This window comes from Brachybacterium muris, from assembly GCF_016907455.1.
Taxonomy (GTDB): Bacteria; Actinomycetota; Actinomycetes; order Actinomycetales; family Dermabacteraceae; genus Brachybacterium; species Brachybacterium muris.
On sequence record NZ_JAFBCB010000001.1, the window covers coordinates 1321016 to 1341863 of the forward strand.

At 71.4% G+C, this 20848-nt stretch carries 18 protein-coding genes; 9 read left to right on the forward strand and 9 right to left on the reverse strand.

Annotated elements, in window-relative coordinates; all coding sequences use genetic code 11:
• Nucleotides 1-13 precede the first annotated feature (13 nt).
• The 6 genes from JOD52_RS06095 to JOD52_RS06120 all read left to right on the forward strand — a co-directional run bounded on the left by JOD52_RS06095 (nt 14) and on the right by JOD52_RS06120 (nt 7247).
• Nucleotides 14-1060, forward strand: a complete 1047-nt coding sequence (locus JOD52_RS06095) for a copper transporter (RefSeq protein ID WP_204409091.1) — start codon at nt 14-16, stop codon at nt 1058-1060.
• Nucleotides 1057-1974, forward strand: a complete 918-nt coding sequence (locus tag JOD52_RS06100; protein WP_204409092.1) for a hypothetical protein — start codon at nt 1057-1059, stop codon at nt 1972-1974. Before JOD52_RS06095 ends, JOD52_RS06100 begins: the two co-directional genes overlap by 4 nt.
• Entirely contained in the window at nt 1971-3725 is a 1755-nt protein-coding gene (gene murJ, locus JOD52_RS06105) for a murein biosynthesis integral membrane protein MurJ (protein WP_204409093.1), read from the forward strand. Before JOD52_RS06100 ends, murJ begins: the two co-directional genes overlap by 4 nt.
• Before the next feature lie 125 nt (nt 3726-3850).
• Nucleotides 3851-4882, forward strand: a complete 1032-nt coding sequence (locus JOD52_RS06110; RefSeq protein ID WP_338124053.1) for a glycosyltransferase — start codon at nt 3851-3853, stop codon at nt 4880-4882.
• 152 nt (nt 4883-5034) lie between these two features.
• A complete protein-coding gene (locus JOD52_RS06115) occupies nt 5035-6762 on the forward strand; it encodes a CTP synthase (RefSeq protein ID WP_204411546.1) in 1728 nt (575 codons plus the stop codon).
• Nucleotides 6759-7247 carry an NUDIX domain-containing protein gene (locus JOD52_RS06120; protein WP_239551812.1) on the forward strand — a complete coding sequence of 163 codons (489 nt, stop codon included), beginning with the start codon at nt 6759-6761 and terminating at the stop codon, nt 7245-7247. Before JOD52_RS06115 ends, JOD52_RS06120 begins: the two co-directional genes overlap by 4 nt.
• 110 nt (nt 7248-7357) lie before the next feature.
• Here the strand turns inward: JOD52_RS06120 and JOD52_RS06125 are convergent, their stop codons facing one another.
• Nucleotides 7358-8104, reverse strand: coding sequence for an ATP-binding protein (locus tag JOD52_RS06125; RefSeq protein ID WP_338124028.1), 747 nt, complete (start codon nt 8102-8104; stop codon nt 7358-7360).
• Entirely contained in the window at nt 8101-9663 is a 1563-nt protein-coding gene (gene istA, locus JOD52_RS06130; protein WP_204408388.1) for an IS21 family transposase, read from the reverse strand. The genes JOD52_RS06125 and istA overlap by 4 nt, the downstream gene beginning before the upstream one ends.
• Before the next feature lie 114 nt (nt 9664-9777).
• On the opposite strand from istA, the gene JOD52_RS06135 reads away from it, so the two are divergent.
• Nucleotides 9778-10023: a hypothetical protein gene (locus JOD52_RS06135; protein WP_239551813.1), complete on the forward strand. Its 246-nt coding sequence runs from the start codon at nt 9778-9780 to the stop codon at nt 10021-10023.
• On the opposite strand, the gene JOD52_RS06140 is transcribed toward JOD52_RS06135, so the two are convergent.
• The 4 genes from JOD52_RS06140 to JOD52_RS06155 all read right to left on the reverse strand — a co-directional run bounded on the left by JOD52_RS06140 (nt 9998) and on the right by JOD52_RS06155 (nt 12937).
• Nucleotides 9998-11275 carry an HRDC domain-containing protein gene (locus JOD52_RS06140; RefSeq protein ID WP_204409094.1) on the reverse strand — a complete coding sequence of 426 codons (1278 nt, stop codon included), beginning with the start codon at nt 11273-11275 and terminating at the stop codon, nt 9998-10000. The two genes, JOD52_RS06135 and JOD52_RS06140, sit on opposite strands and share 26 nt — an antisense overlap.
• Nucleotides 11272-11886, reverse strand: coding sequence for a DUF3000 family protein (locus JOD52_RS06145; protein WP_204409095.1), 615 nt, complete (start codon nt 11884-11886; stop codon nt 11272-11274). Before JOD52_RS06145 ends, JOD52_RS06140 begins: the two co-directional genes overlap by 4 nt.
• A 74-nt stretch (nt 11887-11960) precedes the next feature.
• Nucleotides 11961-12386, reverse strand: coding sequence for a peptide-methionine (R)-S-oxide reductase MsrB (msrB, locus tag JOD52_RS06150; RefSeq protein WP_017823723.1), 426 nt, complete (start codon nt 12384-12386; stop codon nt 11961-11963).
• Nucleotides 12386-12937: a hypothetical protein gene (locus JOD52_RS06155; RefSeq protein ID WP_017823722.1), complete on the reverse strand. Its 552-nt coding sequence runs from the start codon at nt 12935-12937 to the stop codon at nt 12386-12388. The genes msrB and JOD52_RS06155 overlap by 1 nt, the downstream gene beginning before the upstream one ends.
• Before the next feature lie 35 nt (nt 12938-12972).
• On the opposite strand from JOD52_RS06155, the gene JOD52_RS06160 reads away from it, so the two are divergent.
• Nucleotides 12973-14358 (forward strand): alpha/beta hydrolase family protein, encoded by a 1386-nt coding sequence (locus JOD52_RS06160; RefSeq protein WP_204409096.1) that lies wholly within the window; start codon nt 12973-12975, stop codon nt 14356-14358.
• A 25-nt stretch (nt 14359-14383) separates the two neighbouring features.
• Here the strand turns inward: JOD52_RS06160 and JOD52_RS06165 are convergent, their stop codons facing one another.
• Nucleotides 14384-15181: a dihydrofolate reductase family protein gene (locus JOD52_RS06165; protein WP_239551814.1), complete on the reverse strand. Its 798-nt coding sequence runs from the start codon at nt 15179-15181 to the stop codon at nt 14384-14386.
• Between the two features lie 116 nt (nt 15182-15297).
• On the opposite strand from JOD52_RS06165, the gene zapE reads away from it, so the two are divergent.
• The gene (gene zapE, locus JOD52_RS06170; protein WP_204409098.1) at nt 15298-16359 is read left to right on the forward strand and encodes a cell division protein ZapE; all 1062 of its coding nucleotides are present in this window, start codon (nt 15298-15300) and stop codon (nt 16357-16359) included.
• A gap of 126 nt (nt 16360-16485) precedes the next feature.
• On the opposite strand, the gene treZ is transcribed toward zapE, so the two are convergent.
• Both treZ and treY read right to left on the reverse strand, forming a co-directional pair.
• Complete coding sequence (gene treZ, locus JOD52_RS06175; RefSeq protein ID WP_204409099.1) at nt 16486-18285, reverse strand: malto-oligosyltrehalose trehalohydrolase; 1800 nt, start codon at nt 18283-18285, stop codon at nt 16486-16488.
• The gene (gene treY, locus JOD52_RS06180) at nt 18282-20837 is read right to left on the reverse strand and encodes a malto-oligosyltrehalose synthase (protein WP_259804857.1); all 2556 of its coding nucleotides are present in this window, start codon (nt 20835-20837) and stop codon (nt 18282-18284) included. Before treY ends, treZ begins: the two co-directional genes overlap by 4 nt.
• Between the last annotated feature and the right edge of the window lie 11 nt (nt 20838-20848).

The window sequence follows — 20848 nt, forward strand, 5'->3', positions numbered from 1 at the left end:
AGGGAACCACTCCGTGATCGATTTCCGCTACCACCTCGTCTCCCTGATCTCGGTGTTCCTGGCGCTCGCCGTGGGCATCGTGCTCGGGGCGGGGCCACTGCGTGAGAGCCTCGGCGCCCAGCTCGCCGGACAGGTCGAGCAGCTGCGCAGCGAGCAGGACGACCTGCGTGCCCAGGCCGACGACCTGCGCACCCAGAACGACCACCTCTCCGGGTTCATCACCGAGATCGGACCTGACCTGGTGGCCGGCACCCTGGAGCAGAACGACGTGGTGGTCATCAGCGACCACAACTCGACCCGGCAGCCCGTCCAGAACCTCTCCGGGCTGCTCGAGCACGCCGGGGCACGATCGATCACCCGCATCACCCTGCAGCCGGCCCTGTGGGACCCGGGCAGCGAGCAGCGGCGCACGGACGCCCTGGATGCCGTGGCCGGGATCGCCCCCGTGCTGCTGGACCGCGACCTGGACGCGTCCGAACAGCTGCCCGACATGATCATCACCCTGCTCACCCAGGACTCCAGCTCTGAGGTCACCCCCGGCCTGCGCGCCCAGGTATGGCAGGTGCTCATCGACAACCAGCTGGTCACCATCGACGGCGACGCCCCGCCACGTGCCTCGGCCGTGGTGTACGCCGCCGCTGAGCCGGCGCAGCTGACGGTGGCCAGCGACGACGACCCCACCGCCGCCGACCGCGCCCAGCAGCTGCTCACCGTGCAGACCCGCCTGCTGACCGCACTGGCTGATTCCGGCACCCCCTCCGTGCTCTCCGTGGCCACCCCGGACAACGACGGCACCGTGGGCATCCTGCGCAGCGTCCGCGGTGACAGCACCTTCGCGGACCTGTCCACCACCGATCGCCTGCAGGCCTCGGATGGCCCCGTGCTCGCTGTGCTGGCACTGATCGAGCAGCTGCGCGGCGGTGCAGGCGACTACGGCACCACCGCCGATGCCGATGCACGGGTCCCCAACCTGCCGGAGGCAGCGGTGATCCGGGACGAGATGGAAGAACCTTCCGGCGACGCCACCGGCGGGCCCTCGGACGGAGGAGGAGCGGAGTGAGCGGCTCCCTCGTCACTGCGGTGCAGGCAGAGCTCGAGCGCACCAACTACGCCGGTCGCACCGTCTCCCTGGCCGAGGGTGCCGCGGTGACCGGAGCCGTCGCACTGATGACAGCGGTCCTGGGCCGACGGTTCGATGCCCTGGTGCTCACAGGGGTGGGGGCGCTGGGGCTGGCGGATGATCTGCTCGAGCCACGGCAGCGCCGGGCGGGACGGCCCGTCGCCAAGGGCCTGCGGGGCCACCTCGGTGCTCTTCGTGCGGGCCGCCTCACCACCGGCGCCGCCAAGGCTCTCGGCATCCCCGCCCTCGCACTGATCGCGACCGCCGTCGCACCGCCGGAGCGTGCCGGCCGCACGATCCCCGCACACATCGCCCTGGTGCTGACCGACGGTGCACTCGTGGCCGGCAGCGCGAACCTGGTGAACCTGCTGGACCTGCGTCCCGGGCGGGCCCTGAAGGTGGTCATCCCCGCTGCTGCCGCCCTCACCGCGACGCCCCTGACTGCAGCAGTGGACCAGGAAGCGACCGGGCGAGGGCAGGCAGTCGGATCGCATCGGGGTGCCGGCCGGGACCGCAGCGGCCGCGCCCTCGGGGCCGCAGCCCTGATCCCCGCGACGGCAGCGCTGCTGCCGGACCTCGCCGAGCACGGCATGCTGGGCGACGCCGGCGCGAACGCCCTCGGAGCCGCCGCGGGGCTCTCCATCACCCGGCGGGTGTCCCCGCCGGTGCGGATCGCTCTGCTTGCCGGGGTGGCCGCTCTCACGCTGGCCAGCGAGCGCGTCAGCTTCAGCGCCGTCATCGACCGCACCCCGCTGCTGCGCACCCTGGACCGCTGGGGCAGGATCCCCCTGCCCGCCGAGCCGGGCAGCGGCAGCCTCAAGAGCACTGGGGCCGACCCGGGGCAGGTGGGATGAGCGGCACCGAGCAGTCCCCGACTACAGATCCCTCGCCGCTCGGCGGCACCGCGCGTGCTGTGCTGCGCAGCGCCGGGATCATCCTGATCATCACCGTGGTGGCCCGCATCGCCGGGTTCGTGCGGTACCTCGTGTTCGGGGCCAGCGTGGGAGCGGGCGACGTGGGCACCGCGTACTCCACGGCGAACCTCCTGCCCAACGTGCTGTTCGAGGTGGTCGCCGGTGGGGCCCTGGCCGCCGTGGTGGTTCCCCTGGTGGCCGGGCTGGTCCCCGAGCGCAAGGACCGCGACGGCCAGCAGCTGCCCGTGCACGGCACCGCGACCGCCCAGCCGCCGCCCGACGACGCGGCGGAGGGACGTGACCGCGCCGATCGCATCATCTCCGCACTGCTCACCTGGACGCTGCTGGTCACGATCGCCTTGGCCGCCGCCGTGATCGCCCTGTCCGGGCCGCTCACCGAGCTGCTGCTGGGCAGCGAGGACACCTCCGGACCCGGCCTGGAGCTCGGTGCCCGCCTGCTGCGCATCTTCGCCCTCCAGCTGCCGCTCTACGGGATCGCGGTGATCCTGGGCGCGTACCTCCAGGCCCGCAAGCGCTTCGTGTGGCCGGCGCTGATGCCGCTGCTGTCCTCCCTGGTGGTGATGGCGTCCTACCGGGTGTACGCCGCCCTGGTGCCGCCGGTGGCCACCGCTTCGACCATCGGCCCCCCCGCCATCGGATGGCTGGGATGGGGAACCACCGGGGGCGTCGCCGTCATGTGCCTGCCGGTGCTGGTGGCCTCGCTGCGCGTCGGCCTTCGACTGCGGCCCACCTTGCGCCTTCCCGCCGGGGTGGGAAGGCAGGCCCTCGCCCTCGGCACCGCCGGCATCGGTGCCGTCGGGGCCCAGCAGGCCGTGCTCGGCCTGGTGCTGCTGCTGGCCATGGGCGCGGGCGGCACCGGCACCCTGCCGGTGTTCCAGTACGCCCAGGCCGTGTACCTGCTGCCCTTCGCCGTGCTGGTGGTGCCGCTGACCACCGCCGTGTTCCCGCACCTGGCGGAGCTGCGCCTGGTGGGCGACCCGGTGGCATTCGCGCGCGTGTCCTCCGCCTCGGTGCGCACCGTGATTGTGGTGGCCGTGGCCGGTTCAGCGATGCTCATCGCCGGGGCACCTGCCGTGGAGCAGTTCTTCCGGCTGATCGACCGCTCCGGCGCGGCAGGAGTGGGTTCCACCTCCGCGGCGCTGGCGCTGGGCCTGGCCGGGTACGCCGTCACCACGCAGTGCACCCGTGTGCTCTCGGCCGCGCTGCGGGCCCGGGACGCCCTGCTGGTGGGTTCGGTGGGCTGGGGCGCCGCCGGTGCCCTCATCCTGGTGGTGACCCTGCCCAGTCCCGGACGTTCCGCGGCCGAGGCCGCCACCGCCTTCGGCGTCTGCATCGCGATTGGCATGTCCCTGTCGGCCCTGGTGGGTCTGGGCCGCATCGCCGAGGTGGTGGAACCCGGTGGCGACGGGCACCTGCTGCGCCGCACCTCCCTGATGGGACCGGTGGCGCTGTTCGCCGGTGCCGTGCCCGGGCTGCTGCTGGCCAAGTGGCTGGTCACCAGCGCCACCGGTGTCACCGGTTCGATCCTGTCCGGGATCGCCGCCGGCCTGGTCGCAGCGGTGCTGAGCGGCGCGGTGCTCGCGGCAACCGACCTCCCGCTGCTGCGGCGACTGCCGTCCCTGCTGCGCCGGCGCCGCCAGCCGGCCCCCGGCACGGGGGAGCGGGTATGACCGGTGCGCCACGACCGGACAGCTCTCTCCCACCGGAGAGCTCGCTCGCACCGGACAGCTCCCTCCCGCGGGCTGGCTCCGTGCTGGTGGTGCGGCCTCTGGCGACAGGGGGCCTTGCCGCGCACGTGGACCATGAGGTAGCTCTGGCGCGCGAGATCGGGGTGGGGGTGCACGAGTCCGCGGTGCAGATCCCGGCCCGGCCCCACCCGGCGAAGGACCTGCGCACCGTGCGGACCCTGCGCCGGGAGATCGTGAGACTCGGCCCCCGGGCCGTGCACGCCCACGGGCTGCGGGCCGGGGCACTGGCCGCCCTTGCTGCGAGATCGGGAAGCGCGGTGGGCCCGCGCCTGGTGGTCACCCTGCACAACCGCACCCTGGGCTCCCGGTCGGTACGCATGATCGGCACCTTGCTGCTGCGGATCATCGCCCGTCGTGCCGACACCGTGCTGTGCGTGTCTCCGGACCTGCTGGAGGACGCCCGGCGCGCCGGCGCCCGCGACGCCCGTCACGCGGTGATACCCGCGCCCGGCACCGGCACCGGCACCAGCCCGGTCCCGTCAGGCCCCCTCGACTCCACGGCACCTGGCGCGCCCGCCGGGGCCGACGCGGCGGTTCGCGGCGACACACCAGGGCTGGACGTGCTGGTGCTGGCACGCCTGGCGGAGCAGAAGGGGCTGGACACGCTGCTGGATGCCGCCGCCTGGCTGCGGGACTCGACTACCCCGATCCGGATCCGAATCGCCGGGGACGGGCCGCTGCGCGAGCAGCTGTCCACGCGGATCCGTGCGGAGGAATTGCCGGTGGACCTGCTGGGGCACCGCGCCGATGTGCCTGCACTGCTGGCGGCAGCTGATCTGGTGGTGTCCTCCGCGATATGGGAGGGGCAGCCGGTAGGACTGCAGGAAGCGCTGCGGGCCGGACGTGCGATCGTCGCTACCGACGCCGGTGGGACCCGCTGGGTCACGGGCGAGGCCGCCCAGCTGGTCCCTGTGGGGGACCCTGGTTCGCTCGCCGCCGCGATCCTGCGACACGCCGATCCTCAGGTGCGACGACGTGCCGAGGAAGCGTCCCGTGACCGTGCGGACCAGCTGCCCACCGAGGCGGACCTGATGCAGCAGCTGCTCGATGTCCTCGCGCTGGGGGCTTCGCGGCGGTAGGGTGAGAGTCCGTGGCAGATACCCGCGCGAGCTCTGAGTCCCCGAGCGACACCCCCGGCCCCAGCAACCACGGCACCGAGGCCCCCGGCCTCGAGAACCCCGGCACGGAACCCCCCAGTGGCGTCCCCCGCACCACGGGCCCCATCCCTCGCCTGGGCGGCGGCCCCTCCACCAAGCCCTTCCGCAACCCCGGCAGGGCACGCCACATCTTCGTCACCGGCGGTGTGGTCTCCAGCCTCGGCAAGGGACTGACCGCGTCCAGCCTGGGCATGCTGCTGCGCTCCCGCGGCCTGCGGGTCACCATGCAGAAGCTGGACCCCTATCTCAACGTGGACCCGGGCACGATGAACCCCTTCCAGCACGGCGAGGTCTTCGTCACCGAGGACGGTGCCGAGACCGACCTGGACATCGGCCACTACGAGCGGTTCCTGGACGAGGACCTCACCGCCCAGGCGAACGTCACCACCGGCCAGGTGTACGCCGGGGTGATCGCCAAGGAGCGCCGAGGCGAGTACCTGGGCGACACCGTCCAGGTGATCCCCCACATCACCAACGCCATCAAGGAGTCGATGCGCTCCCAGGCCACCGACGATGTGGACGTGGTGATCACCGAGATCGGCGGCACCGTCGGTGACATCGAGTCCCAGCCCTTCCTGGAGGCCGCCCGGCAGGTGCGCCAGGACCTGGGCCGGGACAACGTGTTCTTCGTCCACGTGTCCCTGGTGCCGTTCATCGGCCCCTCCCAGGAGCTCAAGACCAAGCCCACCCAGCACTCCGTGGCGGCGCTGCGCTCCATCGGCATCCAGCCCGACGCCATCGTGCTGCGGGCCGACCGTGAGCTGCCCACCTCGGTCAAGACCAAGATCGCCTCCATGTGTGACGTGGACATCGATGCGGTGGTGACCTGCCCTGACGCCCCCTCGATCTACGACATCCCGCACGTGCTGCACTCCGAGGGGCTGGATGCCTACGCGATCCGGCGCCTGGACCTGCTCAGCCACGACGCCGACTGGAGCGTGTGGAACCAGCTCCTGCAGCGCGTCCACCAGCCCGCTCACCAGGTCACCGTGGGCCTGGTGGGCAAGTACATCGACCTGCCCGATGCGTACCTGTCGGTGACCGAGGCGCTGCGCGCCGGAGGCTTCCACCACGGCGCGAAGGTGACCATCCAGTGGATCGAGTCCGACACCTGCGCCACCCCCGAGGGCGCCCAGGAGCAGCTGAAGGACGTGGACGCCATCGTGGTGCCCGGCGGCTTCGGCGTGCGCGGCGTGGACGGCAAGGTGGGCGCCCTGCGCCACGCCCGCACCAAGGGCCTGCCGGCCCTGGGGATCTGCCTGGGCATGCAGTGCATGGTCATCGAGCACGCCCGCAACGAACTGGGCTGGGCCGATGCGCAGTCCACCGAGTTCGACCCCGCCACCGAGCACCCGGTGATCGCCACCATGACCGAACAGGTGGGGATCGTCTCGGGCGAGGGCGACCTGGGCGGCACGATGCGCCTGGGCGCCTACGACCACCAGCTGGTCGAGGGGTCCCTGGCGGCGACGGTGTACGGCACCACCGAGGTGTCCGAGCGCCACCGGCACCGCTACGAGGTCAACGACGCCTACCGCACCCAGCTGGAGGAGTCGGGGCTGCGGGTCTCCGGCACCTCCCGGCTCGAGGACGACCACTCCCTGGTGGAGTTCGTGGAGCTGCCCACCGAGGTGCACCCCTACTACATCGGGACCCAGGCCCACCCCGAGATGAAGTCCCGCCCCACCCGTGCCCATCCGCTGTTCGCGGGCCTGATCGGTGCTGCACTGGATGCGCAGCGCGCCACCCGCCTGCTCGAGGTGGACCCGGTCCACCCCGCCCCCACCGAGGAGCTGTCATGAACGAACTGCGCGATGAGCCAGACCACCGCGAGGTGGTCCACCGAGAGGTGCTGCACCGCGGCATGGTGTGGGACCTGGTGCGCGACACCGTGGACTTCGCCGACGGGGTGCGCTTCGACCGTGAGTACGTGTGGCACACGGGTGCCGTCGCCGTGCTGGCCGTCGACGAGCAGGACCGGGTGCTGCTGATCCGCCAGTACCGCCACCCCGTGGGCCATTCCCTGTGGGAGATCCCCGCCGGACTGCTGGACATGAATGGTGAGCTGCCCCACATCGCCGCGGCCCGGGAACTGGCCGAGGAGACCGGCTACGAACCCGGGCGGATGCGCACCCTGGTGGACCTGCGCCCCAGCCCCGGCGGCAACGACGAGGTGATCCGCGTGTATCTCGCCACCGGCGTGCAGGAGAGCGACCAGGACTTCGAACGCACCGATGAGGAGGCCGAGCTGGTGTCCCGCTGGGTGCCGCTCGCCGAGGCCGTGTGAGTATTCGTAGTCGTGGGAGCCACCGAATCTTGCTCTTGGGGACCGCCGATCGTGCCGACGGGGGCCAGTAGCCGCCGCGGTGGGGACCACTGGCTCCCGCCGGCATCGGGTCACTGGGGCAGTGCGGTGTGTTCTCGCATGTTCCTGTCGCCGGTGTCGATCCAGATTGTGTTGTGCACGATGCGGTCCATGATCGCATCGGCGTGGACTGCTCCACCGAGCCGGGCGTGCCAGTCCTTCTTCGGGTACTGGGTGCAGAACACGGTCGAGCCGGTGTCATAGCGGCGCTCGAGCAGTTCCAGCAGCATCGAACGCATTCCCTCGTCAGGATGGTCCAGCAGCCACTCGTCGATCACCAGCAGCGAGAACGTGGAGTACTTCCGCAGGAACTTCGTCTGGCCCTGCGGCTTGTCCTTTGCCAGGGCCCAGGCCTCTTCGAGGTCGGGCATTCGGATGTAGTGGGCTCGGAGCCGGTGCTGGCAGGCCTGCTTCGCCAGCGCGCAGCCGAGGTAGGACTTCCCTGAGCCGGTGAAGCCCTGGAAGACCACGTTCTGTTGCCGCTGGATGAAGGAGCAGGTTGCCAGTTGCGCGATCACGTTCCGGTTCAGTCCCCGTTCCTCGACCAGATCCAGCCGCCGCAGGTCCGCTCCGGGATAACGCAGCCCCGCCCGGCGGATCAGACCCTCGACCTTTCCATGATTGAAGATGGAATGCGCCTCGTCCACGATCAGCTGGAGCCGTTCCTGGAACGACATCCCCAGCACGTGAGCCTCATCCTGGGCATCGATCGCGTCCAGCAGCGCGGTCGCGCCCATCTCGCGCAGCTTCCGCTTCGTGTCGTTATCGATCACGCTCACCGGACACCTCCGGCGTAGTAGTCGGCGCCACGGACGTATCCGCCGTCTTCCGCGGGTTCCTCGCGGGGTGGACGCAGGGCGGCGACCTTGTCCTGCCCGGTGGCCAAGATCGGGTGCAGATGCGCATAGCGCGGTGAACGGACCCGTCCCGTCAGCGCGAGTGCGCAGGCCGCCTCGACCCGATCTACGGAGAAGCGGCGAGAGAGCCGTAGCACCGCCAACGCGGGATCCAGGCCCTGTTCCACGATCGGCACGGACTCGAAGATCCGCTGGATCACGATCACCGTGGCCGGCCCGACCCGATCTGCCCACGCCCGCACCCTCTGCGCGTCCCAGGCCTGGAAACGCTCGCCCGCAGGTAGGTCCGCGTCGTTGGTGCGGTACTCATTGCTCGCGGTCTCCGGGAGCAGCAGGTGACTGGTCAGTCGCTGGCTGCCCTGATAGATCTCCAGCGTCCGGGCCGTGATGCGCAGATCGACCTTCGCGCCGATGTGCGCGAACGGCGCGGAGTAGAAGTTCCGCGCGAACGTGACGTGCCCGTTCCTGCCCACTCGTCGTCCGTAGTGCCATGTCGAGATCTCGTAGGGCACCGCCGGCAGCGGCGTCAGCAGCGGCCGCTCCTCCGCGTCGAACACGCTGGCGCGGGATCCGGGCCGCTTCTGGAACGGCTCCGCGTTATAGGCCTCCATCCGCTGCCCGATGGCGGCTGCAAGTTCGGGCAGGGACGTGAATCGCTGATCCCGCAGCCCGGCGATGACCCAGGTCGCGACGTGCGCGACGGTGTTCTCCACGCTCGCCTTGTCTTTCGGTTTCCGCACCCTCCCCGGGAGCACCGCCGCCGAGTAATGCGCTGCCATCTCGCGATACGCATCGTTCAGGACGATCTCGCCCTCGCGGGGGTGCTTCACCACACCGGTCTTGAGGTTGTCCGGAACGATCCTCGGGACCGTCCCGCCCAGCGCCTCGAACATCGCTACGTGCGCTCGCAGCCAGGACTCCTGGCGCATATCCAGCGCCGGGAAGCAGAACGCGTAACGAGAAAAAGGCAGGCAGGCAACGAACAAGAACACCTTCGAGACCTCGCCGGTGACCGGATCGGCCAGCTCCATCGTGGGGCCGGACCAGTCGACCTCCACGCTCTGGCCGGCCTTGTGACCGACTCTCGAAGCGGCACCGGTGACCATGACGTGGTGCTGGTAGGTGCGGCAAAACCGGTCATACCCCATCGCCGGATCCCCAGCCGCCGTGGTCGCGTCGAAGTACTCGCCGTGCAACAGCTTCAGCGTCACGCCGACCCTGGCCATCTCTCGATGGACCTGTTCCCAGTCCGGCTGTGCGAACACGCTCTCGTGCTCGCCCCGGCCCGGGAACAACCGGGCATACACCTGCTCATCGGCGACGTCCGCGATATCGCCCCACCCGATCCCTGCAGCGTCAGCGGCCTCGAACACCGCCCTCACGGACTTGCGGGACATGCCCTGCGAGGACGAAATCGCTCGCCCCGACAGACCTTCTGCGCGCAGCTGGAGCACCAGCTTCGCCCTGATCTTCCGTACCATTCCAGATTGCTCCTTCCGCCGCGTGCCCTATACACACGGCGGAAGGAGCGTAGACAGAGCGGCCCCAACGACACCACTGGTGGTCCCGAACGACGCCACCGCTACGGCAGCGACGTGGCACCCGAACCCTCGATCAGCGGACCCCAGCGAGGCGAATATTCAGCCGTGCAGGCAGTGCTCGAGGGGCGCATCACCAACGGCACCACCGTCAGCGCCCTGCTGGCCCTGCACGCGGTGCGCATCGGCGCAGCCACGGATCGGGCAGAAGTCCCAGGTGACCGGTCAGGTCGTCACGATGCGACCGCGCATGCCCTGCGCCCGGCTGATGCTCCGTTCATGCTCCGGCCGGGTCGGGACTGAGGGGCAGCGAGCGAATCGCCTGAACCAGCACCGGCGCGGTGATCTCCGCCTGCCAGGGGCGTGCACCCAGCGCCGACAGCTGCTCACGCACCTGCGCCTCGTCGCCGGCCTGTTCGTTCTCCCACACCCACTGGCGCAGAGCCGCGGGCTGCAGCAGGTTCTCCGTGGGCACCTGCGCCCTCTCGGAGAGCTCGGCGACGGCCTCCCGCACCGCTCGGTAGCGCTCCCACGCCTCCGGGTGCTTCTTGGACCACAGCTTGTGCGGCGGCGGGTAACTGGGCTCGGCCCGCTGCGGCAGGTGCGCCGCAGGGAGCTCGATCCCCGAACGGGCGGCCTGCCACCAGATGTCTTTCTTCCGCAGCCGTGCCGGCAGAGCGCGGGTGAAGGCCTCGGGACCGCGCGGGGCCTCCTTCGCTGCCGTCACGATGTCGCGGTCGCGGATGACGCGGTGGGGGGAGAGGTCCTCACGGCGCGCGATCTCGTCGCGACGCTCCCACATGGCGCGGGCCGCCGCCATCTGCCGGGGGGAGCGCAGCGCACCGATGCCGTGCATGGCCCGCCAGCGGCCCTGCCGGCCGATGGGATGCTCCCGGGTGCGCTCGTGCTCGAACTCCTGGCGGGCCCACTCGGCCTTGCCGGCCTCGTGCAGACGGCCGGCAAGGATGTCCCGCACCTCCAGCAGCACCTCCACGTCCAGGGCGGCGTAGGTCAGCCAGCTCTCCGGCAGCGGTCGCTTGGACCAGTCCGCCGCAGAGTGCTCCTTGGCCAGCGCCAGGGAGAGGGTGTCCTCCACCACGGCGGAGAGCCCCACGCGATCCATGCCCAGCAGGCGCGCAGCGAGCTCGGTGTCGAACAGGCGCGGGGGGTGCAGGCCCAGTTCGGCAAGGCTCGGCAGGTCCTGCCCGGCGGCGTGCAGCACCCATTCGCGCTCACCCATCAGCTTCTGCAGAGTGGGCGGGACGGTGCAGGCCACCGGGTCGATCAGAGCGGTACCGGCGCTGCGACTGCGCAGCTGGAGCAGGTAGGCGCGGTTGGAGTAGCGGTAGCTGGAGGCCCGCTCGGCATCCACCGCGATGGGCCCGTCGTCAGCGGTGGCATTCTCGCACCAGGCCACCAGCGGCTGGATGCGGTCGATCACCGGTGCCAGGCCGTCGCGCGGCGCGGTCAGGGGCGTGGCGGCCCGCTCCGCTCCGTCCGCGGCCTGCTCGACCTCGTCCGGGGTGCTGTTGTCGGGGTACCTCGTATCGTTCACCCGGGATCCTCGCAGTCGTGCGGGGCACGCGCCCGGTGGGACGGTGCCAGGGGTGCCACGCGTGCCGGTGCCGGGGGGAGCCCGCCCGCGGCGGCGAGCATCGCCGTCCAGGCCGCGAAGTGCGGCGCGAGGTCCAGCTCCTGGTCGTCCTCCGGGGTCCAGGAGATGCGCATCTCCACGTCCACCGTGGAGGGACGCTCCGCGAGCGCCCCGTAGGACTGGGAGACCACGCGGGTGGCGGTGCATCCGAGTTCCCGGGCGGAGGCGTCATGCAGCTCGAGGGACTCGGTCACCCAGGACCAGGCCACGTCACCGAGCATCGACTCCACCGCGAACTCCGGCTCCAGCTGTGCCTGCACCAGCACCACCATGCGCCAGGTGCCGTCCCAGGACTCCTGCCCGGCCGGGTCGTGCAGGACCACCAGGCGGCCACTGGCCAGTTCCTCCTCGCCCATCACGATCTCCGCGGTGGCGGCCCAGGTGGAGGGGGCCATGCGGGAGGGGGCAGGGATCTCGCGCCACTCCACCTCCGGGCGCAGCGGTGCTGCGGTCATGGCGGAGATGGCGGCGCGGAACGTGTCGTCGCCGGAGCGGATTCTGTGGACGGACACCCTGGGAGCGTAGCGGCGCAGGTCCTCGCCCCCGGGCAGGCGCGCCGGGACCGGCAGTTCCCGGGCAGCCCCGTTCAGTCGTCCTGGTGCAGGAGGCTGATCGAGTTGATGCAGTAGCGCTGGTCGGTGGGGGTGGCGAAGCCCTCGCCCTCGAAGACATGGCCCAGGTGGGAGCCGCAGTTGGCGCAGCGCACCTCCACCCGGCGCATCCCCAGGGAGGTGTCCTCCAGCAGTTCCACCGCGTCGCTGTCCTGGGGGGCCCAGAAGGCGGGCCAGCCGCAGTGCGCATCGAACTGGGTGGAGGCGGTGAACAGCTCCGCACCGCAGGCACGGCAGGCGTAGGTGCCGGCGGGCCGCACCTCCTCGTACTCACCGGTGAAGGGGCGCTCGGTGCCGCCCTGGCGCAGCACCTGGTACTCCTCGGGGCTGAGCTTCTCGCGCCACTGCTCGTCGCTGAGGGCGATCGGGTAGGGGCGGGAGCCGATTGGATCGTTGGACATCAGGAGGTTCCGATCTGTGGGGTGCCGGGGTACAGGTGCAGCACGGTCGCGCTGAGGTGGTCCTCGAGGTGGTGGGCCCAGTCCTGGGCGAAGGTCTCCTCGAGCAGCTGCGGGTCGCTGAACACCACCACCGTCTGGGTCTCGCACCCATCTGCCAGGTGGTCCGAGACCACCTGGAGCGGGGCATCGGCAGCGACCTGCCCTTCCACCGCGCAGCCGGCGGCAGTGAATGCCTTGGTCACCGAGGCGAGGACCTCGGGGGCCGTGGCCCGCTCGGAGGACTCCGGGTGCAGGCGCTCCGCGACCGCGTCCCAGGCACCCTGCAGGTCCAGCAGGCCCAGGCGGTCGATCACCTCGACCATCATCGGGCGGCTCAGCTTCTCGGGCACCACCACGGTGGCGCGCAGGACTCCCGGATCACCGGTGGTGCCGGTGTCATCCGGGCCGTCGGCGGGCTGTGCCCCCGGGCCCAGGCCCAGGTACTCCAGTGCCCGCATGGCGTCCGCGGGAGCGATCCTCACCTCGGACAGGACGACGAACGAACTGCTCATGCCGTTGATCCTATGCCTCCCAGTACAGTGGGGCCATGCCCCGCCCGTGGTCCGGCACGCGCCTTCGCCGCCTTCCCCTCCTGTCCCGTCGCGCCCCCGAACAGGTCATCGAGCAGGCACGATGGACCGGCACGCTGGTGACCGGCGGCATCGTCGCCGCGACCATGTTCACCCTCAGCGGAGGGCTGCTGACCCTCGGTGCGCGGATCATGGCGCGCCTGCCCCTGGTCCCGCAGCAGAGCCTTCGTCATCGCAGCGACATCGCGGTGCGGGCCGTCCACCCGGACAGGGTGCACCTGGACGCGGTGGGGGAGGCCACCCGGGGCGGGTACCTGGCGCTGCGACAGGCCGGTGGAGCCGCGCATGTGCGGCTCGGACCGGTGACGCACCGCCCCACCCCGACCACAGTGGCACGTCCGCTGCTGGGAACGGACGGGGAGGAGCCGCTGCGGGTGGACCGCGCCGCTGTCAACGGCTTCTACTGGTCCGGCTCCCCGATCACCGCCCACGGCTTCCCCACCGAGGAAGTGGAGATCGACTCCCCGGTGGGCAGGATGCCGGCCTGGCTGGTGCGCCCCGACCCCGCCTCGGGTGCAGCCGGGCGGCGCACCGAGGGCACCGGGCCGGGTCCTGACCAGGTCGAGACCTGGGCGATCCTGATTCACGGTCACGGCGCCGCTCGGGGCGAGGCGCTGCGCCTGATGCCGCTGCTGCGCAGCCTGGGCCTCGTGAGCCTCGCGATCACCTATCGCAATGACACCGGGGCCCCGCCCTCGGCGGATCGCATGCACCACCTGGGCAGCGATGAATGGGAGGACACCGAGGCCGCGATCGCCTTCGCCCTTGCCCACGGTGCGCAGCGGATCGTGCTGGTGGGCTGGTCGATGGGCGGCGGGATCGCCCTGCGCACCTCCGTGCGGTCCGCCCACCGTGACCGCATCGCCACCCTGGTCCTGGACTCCCCGGCGGTGGACTGGCACGACATCCTCGGATACCACGCCGCGTCCCTGCGCGCCCCGGTGCCGATGCGCCACATCGCCATGTGGATGATGACCTCCCCGCTCGGTGCACGCACCGTGCGGCTGCGCGAACCCCTGGCACTGCACGAGATGCGGCCCGAGTTCTACGGCGAGCACCTCGCCCACCCCACCCTGCTGCTGCACGCGATGGACGATGCCACCGTGCCCCCCGGCCCCAGCAGGCACCTGGCCTCGCTGCGCCCGGACCTGGTGCGCTTCGTGCCCGTGGACGGTGCCTCCCACACCCGCGAGTGGAACCTGGACCCAGCGCGGATCGAACGGATCGTGGCGCGCCACCTGGTGGGCACCCTGGGTCTGGACGTCGATGTGGACACCCTCGACCTGCCGGTGCGTGATCCCGCGGCACCACCGCTGCCGGGCTCCACTGGCGAACGGATCTGAGCGCGGGCCCCGCCCGGCGCGCGGGTCAGAGCGGGCGGCGGTACCGGGTGATGGTGGCGTGCCGGCCCACCAGCAGGGAAGAGAGCTCCCAGCGCTGATCGTGCGCCTGCCCGTCGATCATCCGGGGTGACGGGCCGCCCACGGTGCGGTGGCTGACCGAGACGCACAGCTCATCCAGCAGGCCCTCCTCCGCGAGCCGGCCCAGGGTGCTCGGACCCCCCTCGGCCTGGATCCCCCGGTAGCCGCGCGCCACCAGGGACTCCACCGCTTCGCGCGCGCTTCCCGCGGCGATCACGTGCTCGGCGGGCATCCCTGAGCGCTCCTGCACCCTTGCTGCATGCTCGGCAGGGGAGAGCAGGTAGGTGGGCCATTCGGCCTCGATCGAGGAGGGCAGCTCTCCGGTGCTGGTCCAGATCGCGAGTGCCGGACGCGACCCCCCGGCAGGTCTGCGGGAAGGATCCAGCAGGTCACGGCGTCCCAGGGGGCGGCGGTAGTCCTCGGCGCGCACCGTCTGCGATCCCACCACCACCACGTCCGTCAGGGCCCGCAGCACCCCGAACACGAAGGAGTCGTCGGGATTGCGCAGGGACCCACTGGTGCCGTCGGCGCCCGCCACGGCGCCGTCCACGGTGGTGTTCATCATGGCCCGCACGTGCACCCGGTCCGGGGCATAGGCGTACAGCTCCGCCAACAGCGCAGCGCCTTGCTGATCGTGGGTGACCGGCAGTGGAGCGCTGAGGGGCACGCCATCGCGCCACAGCAGCTGAAGAGGGGCCTTGTCATCGGCTGCGGGGACGGGGGTCGGATCGGTGGCAGGGGACATGGTCATCACCCTACGAGGTGGGGTGGATGCCCTGAGACGGTGCTCTGAGACGATGCTCTGAGGTGAGTGCCACTGCCCCGTACGACGGGGGCCGGCGCGCCCCTACACTGGCCAGCGTGACTTCCGCGCTCGCCGATCGCCGCCCCGAACCCACCCTGGAACGCCTGCTGGCCGACCTGGTGCCCCCGCCGCGGTTCGCCGATGCCCGTCTGGACACCTACGTCCCCGATCCCGCGCACCCCTCGCAGGCCGAGGCCAAGGAGCGCATCACCGCCTTCGCCGCGCAGATCGGCGAGGGTGAGAAGAAGGGCGGCCTCCTGGACCGACTGGGGCTCGGCTCCAAGCGGCGCACCGACGCGGCGCGCGGCATCTACCTCGACGGCGGTTTCGGCGTGGGCAAGACCCACCTGCTCACCTCCCTTTTCCACGCCGTCGGCGGCAACCGCGTGTACGGCACCTTCGTGGAGTACACCAACATGGTGGGAGCCCTGGGCTTCCAGAAGGCGCTGGACCAGCTGGCGCAGTCGCAGCTGGTGTGCATCGACGAGTTCGAGCTGGACGACCCCGGTGACACGCTGCTGATGAGCCGACTGATCCGGGAGCTGTCCGATCGGGGCGTGGCGGTGGCCGCCACCTCCAACACCCTGCCCGAGGCGCTGGGGGAGGGACGCTTCGCCGCCCAGGACTTCCTGCGCGAGATCCAGTCGATGTCGGAGCGCTTCGAGGTGATGCGCATCGACGGCCAGGACTACCGCCGTCGTGACGGCGCCGTCAACATCCGCGCCCTCCCGCAGGCTGCGGTCTCAGCCCACGCCCGGACCGGGTCCGGCGCCACCCTGGACTCCTTCGACGAGCTGCTCGCGCATCTGGCCCGGGTCCATCCCTCACGCTACGGCGCGATGATCGACGACGTCACCTGCGCGCACCTGACAGGGGTCCGGCGGGTGGACTCGCACAACGACGCCCTGCGCCTGGTGGTGCTGGTGGACCGGCTGTACGACCGGAAGGTGCCGGTGCCCGTCTCCGCGGCCGACGGCGGTGATGTCCTCGAGCACCTCTACTCCGAGGATCTGCTGGGCAGCGGGTACCGCAAGAAGTACTACCGCTCCCTCTCGCGCCTGGCGTCCCTGGCCACCGACGGGGCCGCCCTGGTGGAAGACGGGGGCGACCCTTCCTGAGCGTCCGCTGCGCGGCGCGTGCCCGCAGCGCAGCGCCGTCGGCTCACACGGCCGCGGTGAGCCGCACCATGGGGATCAGCCGGTAGCCCGGGATGCGTGGGCGGTCAGGCCCGGGTCATCCCGCCATCAGCTGCGGGTCACCACCACGCCGGGCCCGTCCAGGTGCAGGCCGGCCGTCTCATCGACCGCCACCTGACCGAAGGCGGCCAGCACCTCACGCGGCGCGGAGCCCGTCTCCAGCCCACCGTCGCCGCGATGGGCGAGGATCTCGATGCTCCCGCGACGCAGCAGCACCGCGTCCTCGGAGAGCACCTCCGCCTCGACACGCCGCAGATCGGGGTCCCGCAGCTCGGGGTGCTCGCGACGCAGTGCGATCAGGGTGCGGTACCAGGCGAGCATGCGAGCGTGGTCACCCTCGGTGCGCTCCTGCCACTGCAGCATCGACTGCTCGAAGGAACCGCGATCCTGCGGGTCGAACACCTGGTCCGCCCAGCCCATCGCCGCGAACTCCTCGGCGCGGCCCGCGCTGACCAGGGCACCCAGCTCCTCGTCGTGATCGGTGAAGTACGCGAACGGCGTGGAGGCCGCCCACTCCTCGCCCTGGAACAGCATCGGGGTGCCCGGGCCCAGCAGCACCAGGGCGATCGCCGCGGCATGCCGGGCGGGGTCCAGGCCGTGGTGGATGCGGTCTCCGCGGGCCCGGTTGCCCACCTGGTCGTGGTTCTGCAGGAACGTGACGAAGGAGTGTCCGTCGTAGTGCGGTGAGGCCGGGTCCACCGGCGCACCCCACTGCCTGCCGCGGAAGGTGGACCAGGTGCCCGTGTGCCGGAACATGCCGGTGAGCACGCGCGTGAGCACCTCGGAGCTGCCGAAGTCCGCGTAGTAGCCGCGCTGCTCGCCCGTGATCCAGGCGTGCACGCCGTGGTGCACGTCGTCGGCCCACTGCATGTCCATGCCGAGACCGGAGGCGGAGGTGGGGGTGACGGTGGCCGGTTGGTTCCGGTCCGATTCCGCGATCAGCGTCAGCTCGCGTCCCGTCTCCTGCGACCACGCGTCCACGGTGTCGGAGAGCTCGGCCAGGAAGTGCCGGGAGGATCGGTCGCGCAGCTCGTGCACGGCGTCCAGGCGCAGGCCGTCCAGTCCCATGTCCACCAGCCAGTGCCGCGCCGATCCCAGCAGGAAGTCCCTCACCTCGCGCGCGGCCTCCTGGTCCAGGTTCACCGCCGGGCCCCACGGGGTCTGATAGGCGTCGGTGAAGTACGGACCGAACATGCCCAGGTAGTTGCCGGCCGGCCCCAGGTGGTTGTGCACCACGTCCAGCACCACCGCGAGACCGCGCCGATGGGCGGCCTGCACGAAGCGGGCCAGGCCTGCGGGGCCCCCGTAGGAGGCGTGGGTGGCGTACAGCCCCACTCCGTCGTAGCCCCAGCCGCGGTCACCGGGGAATGCGGCCACGGGCATCAGCTCGACCGCGTCCACCCCCAGCTCCACCAGCTCGTCGAGCCGCTCGATCGCCGAGTCGAAGGTGCCGCCGCGACCGTCCGGGCCGGGCGTGAACGTGCCCACGTGCATCTCGTAGAGCACGGCGCCGCGCAGGCTGCGGCCGCTCCAGTCGGTCTCCCGTTGCAGCAGCGCGGGGTCGATCACCTCGCTGTCGGCGTGCACCCCGTCCGGCTGGGACAGGGAGCGGGGGTCCGGGACCCAGGGGCCGTCGCCGTCCAGGCGGAACGCATAGCGGGCACCTGGCCGCGCAGGCACCTCGGGCAGGCGGTGCCACCCATCGGTCTGGGCCTGCATCTCATGCTCGGCGCCGTCGATGCGGATCTGCACGCGGGAGGCCGACGGGGCCCACACCTCGTAGCGGTCGTGGCGCCGGGGCGCCACGGGGCTCTCCTGACGTGCGCGGTCGCTGTCGGTGGGGGTCATGCCGTCCTCTCGGGGTTGTCGCTCTCCTGCTCGGAGGGGGTCTCATCCGCTGCGGTGCGCACCAGCAGCGCCACCGGCCACTCGGCGAGCAGGGACGACAGTGCCAGCTGGCCGCCCCGGTGCTCCGTGCCGGTCAGAGCGTTCCGCCACTGCCCCTTCGGCAGGGCGATCCACGCCTCGCCCCAGCCGCCGCGCTGGGACAGGCCATGGGCGAGGCGCGTGGCCACGGTCACCACGTCGAGCTCGCCGTCGCCGTGGGCGCGGCCGAAGGCGAAGGCGTGCCCGGTGGTGGTGGGCAGCGGGCGGTAGCTCGCCTCACGGCCCTGGAACAGCTCCGGGCGTTCCTTCCGCAGGGTGAGGGCGCGGTGGGTGAGCCACAGCTTCTCGTCGCCGATGCCGTCCGGGCCCGCACCGTCGATCATCCGCTCCAGGCGCTGCTGGTGCAGGGCATGGTCCACGGGGCGGCGGTTGTCGGGGTCCACCAGGGACAGGTCGATCGTCTCGTTGCCCTGGTACACGTCCGGCACCCCGGGCATGGTCAGCTGGATCAGCTTCTGGCCCAGGATCGTCGAGCGCTGCGAGGAAAGAGTGCGGCGCGTCCAGTCCGTGAGGATCGCGTCCACCTGCTCGCTGGCCAGCGCGGCCCGGCCCAGCTCGAGCACCTGGGTCTCGTACTCGGCGTCCTGCTCGGTCCAGGTGGTGTGCACCTTGGCCTCGCGCATCGCCTTGGTCAGATAGCCGTCCAGACGCTCGACGGTGATGCGCTCCGCGCCGGAGCCGGGCAGGTCCCAGCAGCCAGCGAGGGTCTGCCACAGCAGCAGCTCCATCGCACCGTCGACGCGGTCGCCGCGGTGCTCGGCCGTGGCCTGGTCCAGCGCCTGCACCGTGAGCGCCCACTCCAGGGGGAGCTCGGTGAGCACGGCCAGGCGCGCCCGCACGTCCTCACTGCGCTTGGTGTCGTGGGTGGACAGCGTGGTCATCGCATCGGGGCGGGTGCGCAGCATGGTGGCGGCGTGGTCGTGGACCGCATCGGGCTCCACCCCGATCCGATCCGGGTCCGAGCCCACCTCGTTGACGGCCACGAAGCGGGTGAAGCGGTAGAAGGCGGTGTCCTCCAGGGCCTTGGCGTGCACCGGGCCGCAGGTCTGGGCGAAGCGCACGATCACCTCGGCCCGCTCCGCACTCGAGGTGCGGCCGGCGCTACCCACCTCGTCGCCGCACACCAGGGCCACCACGACTTCCAGGGCGGCCAGCACGTCCTCGTCCTCGCCCAGCATGCGGCGGGCCCGGGCGGCGGCATGCTCGATCACGGCCCGCTCGGAGCCGGAGGCCGGCTCACCCGGGACGATGTACGCCCGGTAGCGGTCCATGGAGCTCAGCAGTGCGACGACGACCCGCTGGATGTTGCGGCGGGTGGTGTCGCGCAGGCGGATGTCCTCCTGGCAGATGCGGTGAATCAGGGTGGTGAGCCGTTCGATCTCCGCCCACAGGCTGGTGGTGACGATCAGCTCGGTGGCCTCCTCGGCCACCTCCTCGAAGGGCCGCTGGTCGCCGGTGCGGCGTTGCCACAGGTGGGTGAGCCCGAGCGCGCCGTGCGGTTCGTGGAACAGGCCGCCCACCCGCCACAGGGCGTCGTAGCCGGTGGTGCCGGCGCAGGGGAAGTCCCCGGGCAGCTGCTCCTCGCCCTCCAGGATCTTCTCCACCACGGTCCAGGCCCCGCCGGTGGCACGGTCGAGGTCCCGCAGGTACCCGCGGGGATCGGCCAGGCCGTCGGGGTGGTCGATGCGGTAGCCGTCGATGATGCCCTCGGCCTGCAGGCGCAGCAGCGTTGCGTGGGTGGCCTCGAACACCTCCGGCAGCTCCACCCGCACCGCAACGAGGGTGTTGACGTCGAAGAAGCGCCGGTAGTTCAGCTCCTCGTCGGAGACCTTCCAGTACGCCAGGCGGTACCACTGGCGGTCCAGCAGGTCCGCCAGGCCCAGGTGCTCGGTGCCGGCGGCGATCGGCAGCACGTTGTCGTAGTACCGCACCACCTGCTCCTCCAGCACGGAGCCGTCCGGCTGGGGGATCTCGGCGGTGCCCACCGAGATTTCCCCGTCGGCCAGCACCGCACCGATCGGGCGGCCCAGCACAGGCACCAGCACCGACAGCTCCGCGGAGGCGTCAAGATCGAACCAGTCCGCATACGGGGAGGCAGGCCCTTCCTTCAGCACCGACCACAGGGCGCGGTTGTGCCAGATCGGGGTGGGGATCGCCATGTGGTTGGGCACCACGTCGACGATCAGCCCCATGCCGTGGGCGTGCGCGGCATCGGCGAGGCGGCGCAGGGCCGCCTCACCGCCGATCTCCTCGCTGATGCGGGTGTGGTCCACCACGTCGTAGCCGTGCACGGAACCCGGCGCCGCCTGCAGCACGGGGGAGCAGAAGATGTGCCCCACGCCCAGACGCGCCAGGTACGGCACCAGGGCGGCACCGTCGTCGGCCGTGAACCCGGCATGCAGCTGCAGCCGGTACGTGGAGGTAGGGACGGTGGACTGTCTCTCGTCGGTCACAGGGTCTCTTC